Source organism: Arthrobacter sp. H5, from assembly GCF_000520595.1.
GTDB lineage: Bacteria > Actinomycetota > Actinomycetes > Actinomycetales > Micrococcaceae > Arthrobacter_D.
This window is the reverse complement of the sequence record NZ_KI915011.1, coordinates 17,093-21,523: the sequence shown is the minus strand read 5'-3', so window position 1 is coordinate 21,523 and position 4,431 is coordinate 17,093. Positions and strand designations below refer to the sequence as shown.

At 61.7% G+C, this 4,431-nt stretch carries 2 protein-coding genes; both read left to right on the top strand.

All coding sequences use genetic code 11. The features are described 5' to 3' along the window. Window positions 1–2,715 (top strand): S-layer homology domain-containing protein (locus Y708_RS27665; protein WP_216699817.1); only part of this gene is annotated, 2,715 nt, incomplete at its 5' end. A 119-nt stretch (window positions 2,716–2,834) separates the two neighbouring features. Continuing rightward, window positions 2,835–4,397: a methionine--tRNA ligase gene (metG, locus tag Y708_RS0115950; RefSeq protein ID WP_028280695.1), complete on the top strand. Its 1,563-nt coding sequence runs from the start codon at window positions 2,835–2,837 to the stop codon at window positions 4,395–4,397. The last annotated feature ends 34 nt before the right edge of the window (window positions 4,398–4,431 follow it).

Genomic DNA, 4,431 nt, shown 5'->3' with positions numbered 1-4,431 from the left:
TGCCTGCCGATATTGGTAGCGACGCCGGCAGTGAACGCCGCTGTTATCAACGCTGTGCCGGGTGGAGAAAGTCTTGCCGGGCACGGCCCCATCGACAATGAGAACGGGTACCCGTTTTGGTATGAGGACTTTGGTTTGGCGTCCGAGGGAATTGAGCCGGTCCGGCTTGAACTCTGTCTGGAGACGCTCATGTGTGGCGCCGAAATACCGGATCCTTCCCAGCCGATTTCCTTCCCGGAGAACTATCCGGATGAGGGCTTCTGGTGGGCAGGTGAGGCGTCTATCGACGACCGGGCTGTCGGAGACCGAGCCCTTCTGGTGTACGCCCAGGAAGCAGCTTTTGGCGACGCCGGCGGTGTCGCCGTCGACAAGCAGATTGCCTTTACCCGCCAACGCATCCGCATTGACGCGTTGCGGGCCGACACCGAGTACACCATAACCACGCCCTACGGCGTCGAGAAGATTGTCACCGATGTAGAGGGCGAGATCAACGAGACCCAGGACATCGGCTGCATGACCCCGCCGTGCGGATTCGACCTCGCGATGCAGGGCCACGTTGGTCCGTTCCTGCGGTGGGCTCCAAATGTGGGACTCAATCCACCGGAGGGTTACATCGGTGACCCGGGCACCCCACACGAGGTTGTTGGCAGCCCCTATGACACAAACTTTTTCCGGATTGAGGGGCCAGACGCTGGTGGCACCGGGGTCGACATGGTCGAAACTGAACTGTTCTCGGTGTCGGGCCGCATCGCGCAGTTGAGGGCCACAGTGCATCCGGCCGGCGACCTCTTTGGAGGTCCGGTGGATGTGAAGGTTCAGGCGTCCTTCCCGGCCGAAGCTGACGTCATCTACACACTCGACGGAAGCGAACCCACTCTAACTAATGGAACGCGTGTCCCGTCGACGGGCACTCCTGATTCCACGGCAACCGTGACCGTTCCCGGCCCTGAGGTTGGGGCCGAGTCCACCGTCCGGGAGACCCAGCTGCGGTACATCGCTGTCAATCCGGACACCGGTGACACCAGCGAGGTCTACACCCAGGACTACGTGGTTGACACCTCGCTCCCCGTCGTGGCCGCGACACCCGCTGGTCCGCTGGAGGTACTCGCGGATGGCCGGACCATTCTGCAGGGCCCGCAGGCCATCACGCTGACAACCACGGATCCCATGGCAACAGAGGGTTCGGAACCACCAACTGTCTACTACACCGTGGACGGCACGAGGCCCAGCTTTGATGCTGATGGTGAGCCTCAGGGCTCCACCCAGGAGTACTCGGATCCGTTTGTGGTTCGTACGTCCACGATCGTCAACGCCGTTGCGGTAAGCGAAGCAGGGATCCTCGGGCCAAATGGACTGTTCAAGTACACCGTTCATAACCTCAGGGAGGTAGGACCGGTGGGACCAGACCACCCGTTCCCCGATTACCTGACGGACTTCAACGACCAAAAGCTGGCCCTGTGCCTTGATGACGCGGCCTGCGGATTGGAAGCGCCATTCGATACGGAGCTGGCCGAGTATCCGGAGAACTTCCCGGGCGAATCCTTCTGGTGGTCAGCCGGTGCAGAGCTTCCAGTGGCCGGTGGCGGACGAGCCCGTCTGGTGCTTGCGATGGAAGCCGCGTTTGCGAACGAGGTACCCAAGGATGGCGACCAGGTGGCATTCGGCCGGACCCGATACTCGATGCGGGGCCTGATTCCAGGAGCCACGTACCGGATCACCCAGCCATACGGTGTGGACATCATGGTTGCGGATCCCGAGGATGAGGACGGCGCTATCGGCTACACAGCGGATATCGGCTGCCTCGACATGGGCTGCTCGTACGACCGTCTCGCCGAGTCGCAGATTGGTCCGTTCCTCAAGTCCGATGCGGCACCTGCCGGGTACCTGGGCGACGGTGCCACCGAATCCACGGTCACGGGCAGTCCGCTGGGCACCAACTTCTTCAAGTTGGAGCAGCTGACCGATGCCACCGGCACCGAGCTCAGCGAGCCGGTTGTGATTGGCCAGACGGACCAGTTTGTGGTGGTCGGCCGCCTGTATGACACGCCGCTCCCAGCGCGTCCGCCGGCAACCCCAGCGGCTCCGGCAATCGACGTGACCGCGCCGGCCATCGGTGAAGCCACAGTTCAGTTGAATGCGGCAAACGACGGCGGTTCACCCGTCACCGGGTTCCTGGTGCGGGTGACCAATGAGTTCGGTACCCAGGTTGGCGATCTGCGCACGGCTCCTGCCACCGCAACAAGCCTGCGGATCACCGGGCTGAAGGCGGATGTTGCGACAGGCTTCCAGGTGGCGGTGCAGAATGCGAAGGGGACAAGCGACTTCTCTGCACTGAGAATTCTGCCAGCCCTGCCGCCGCCTTTCCCGGATATCCCCCATAAGACCCTGTTCTTCACGGAAATCGCCTGGCTGCAACACGAGGGAATCTCCAACGGGTACGTGGAGGACGGGAAGTTCAAGCCCCTACAGGCGGTCAACCGCGATGTGATGGCAGCCTTCCTGTACCGGCTGGCCGACGTCCAGGACTACAAGGCGCCAGTGGTGTCTCCATTCAAGGATGTGAAGCCGGGCATGCCGTTCTACACGGAGATCAACTGGCTGGCTGAGCAGAGGATCACCACGGGCTGGGAGGACGGGACGTTCCGTCCGTTGCAGCCGGTGAACAGGGACATGATGGCCGCGTTCCTCTACCGGTACAACAACCTCGACAAATAAAGACCTACCTGGTGAAATACCCTGTTGCCCCGGCGTCGTGCCCCTGACGCCGGGGCAACAGGCTGTCCGGACGGGTTAACGAAGAGGGAAACCCGGCGAAAACAAGGTAACTTTCTAGGGTGAGTCCTGAGCAGAAAACCCCTTTCTATATCACCACGGCCATCTCCTACCCCAACGGCGTGCCGCATATCGGCCACGCCTATGAGGCCATCGCCACTGACGCGATCGCCCGGTTCAAGCGGCTGGACGGCTTCGACGTGATGTTCATGACCGGTACCGACGAGCATGGTCTGAAGATGCTTCAGACCGCTGAAAAAGAGGGTATGCCGGCCCGGGAGCTGGCCGCGCGCAATTCGCAGGCTTTCCAGGACATGAACGACGACGTCGGCAGCTCCTACAACCGCTTCATCCGCACCACGGATGCGGATCACTACGCAGCAGCCTCGAAGATCTGGCAGCGGATGGAAGCGGCCGGAGACATCTACCTGGACAAGTACACGGGCTGGTATTCGGTGCGCGACGAAGCGTATTACAGCGAGGAGGATACCGAGCTGCGTGAAGACGGCATCCGTTACTCGAAGGAGACGGATACCGAGGTCACCTGGACGGAGGAGGAAAGCTACTTTTTCCGGCTTTCCAATTATCAGGATCGTTTGCTCGCCCTGTATGCGGATCAGCCGGATTTCGGCGCACCCCAGTCCCGCTTCAACGAGGCCATCAGCTTTGTGAAGCGGGGTCTCGAAGACCTCTCGATCAGCCGTACCACGTTCGATTGGGGTGTTCCGGTTCCAGGCAATCCGGAGCACGTCATGTACGTGTGGGTTGACGCCCTGACGAACTACCTCACCGGGGTCGGATTCCCGGATGTTGAATCGGAAGCGTTCCGCAGGTACTGGCCGGCGGACGTTCATGTGATCGGCAAGGACATCTCCCGCTTTCACGCCATCTACTGGCCCGCATTCCTGATGTCCGCCGGGCTGGAGTTGCCCAAACGGATCATGATCCACGGCTTTCTGTTCAATAAAGGTGTCAAGATGTCCAAGTCGTTGGGCAATGTTGTTCCGCCGCGGGACTGGATTGAGCAGTACGGCCTCGATCAGGTGCGCTTTTTCCTCCTCCGTGAGGTCCCGTTCGGTGCCGACGGCGCCTACAGCCACGACGCCATCGTCGGCCGGATGAACTCCGACCTGGCGAACAACCTTGGCAACCTCGCGCAGCGCTCGCTGTCGATGGTCGCCAAGAATTGTGAAGCAAAGGTGCCCGGGCCGTCGTCGTTCAGTGACGCGGACGAGTCAATCCTCGCCCAGGCGCGCGGACTCCTTGACCAGTGCCGCGCCGTCATTGACAGGCAGGAACTGTCAAAGGCACTCGAGGCGATCTGGACGGTACTTGGCGACACCAACGCCTATTTTGCGGAGCAGCAGCCGTGGGTGCTGCGGAAGACCGACGTCGAACGCATGAACACCGTGCTGTACGTGACGTTGGAGGTGCTGCGGATTGTGTCGATTCTGGTCCAGCCGGTGATGCCGGACGGTGCGGGCCGTCTCCTCACGTCGCTTGGTCAGGGAACAACCGACGACGACGGCGGCCGCATGTTCGGTGCCATCGCCTCACCGTTGGTGCCGGGCACGGAACTGCCCGCGCCTGCTCCCGTGTTCCCAAAGTATGAGGAGCCGGCCTAGCACCACGTCTCCAGCCTGCCCCGAAACGGGCCGA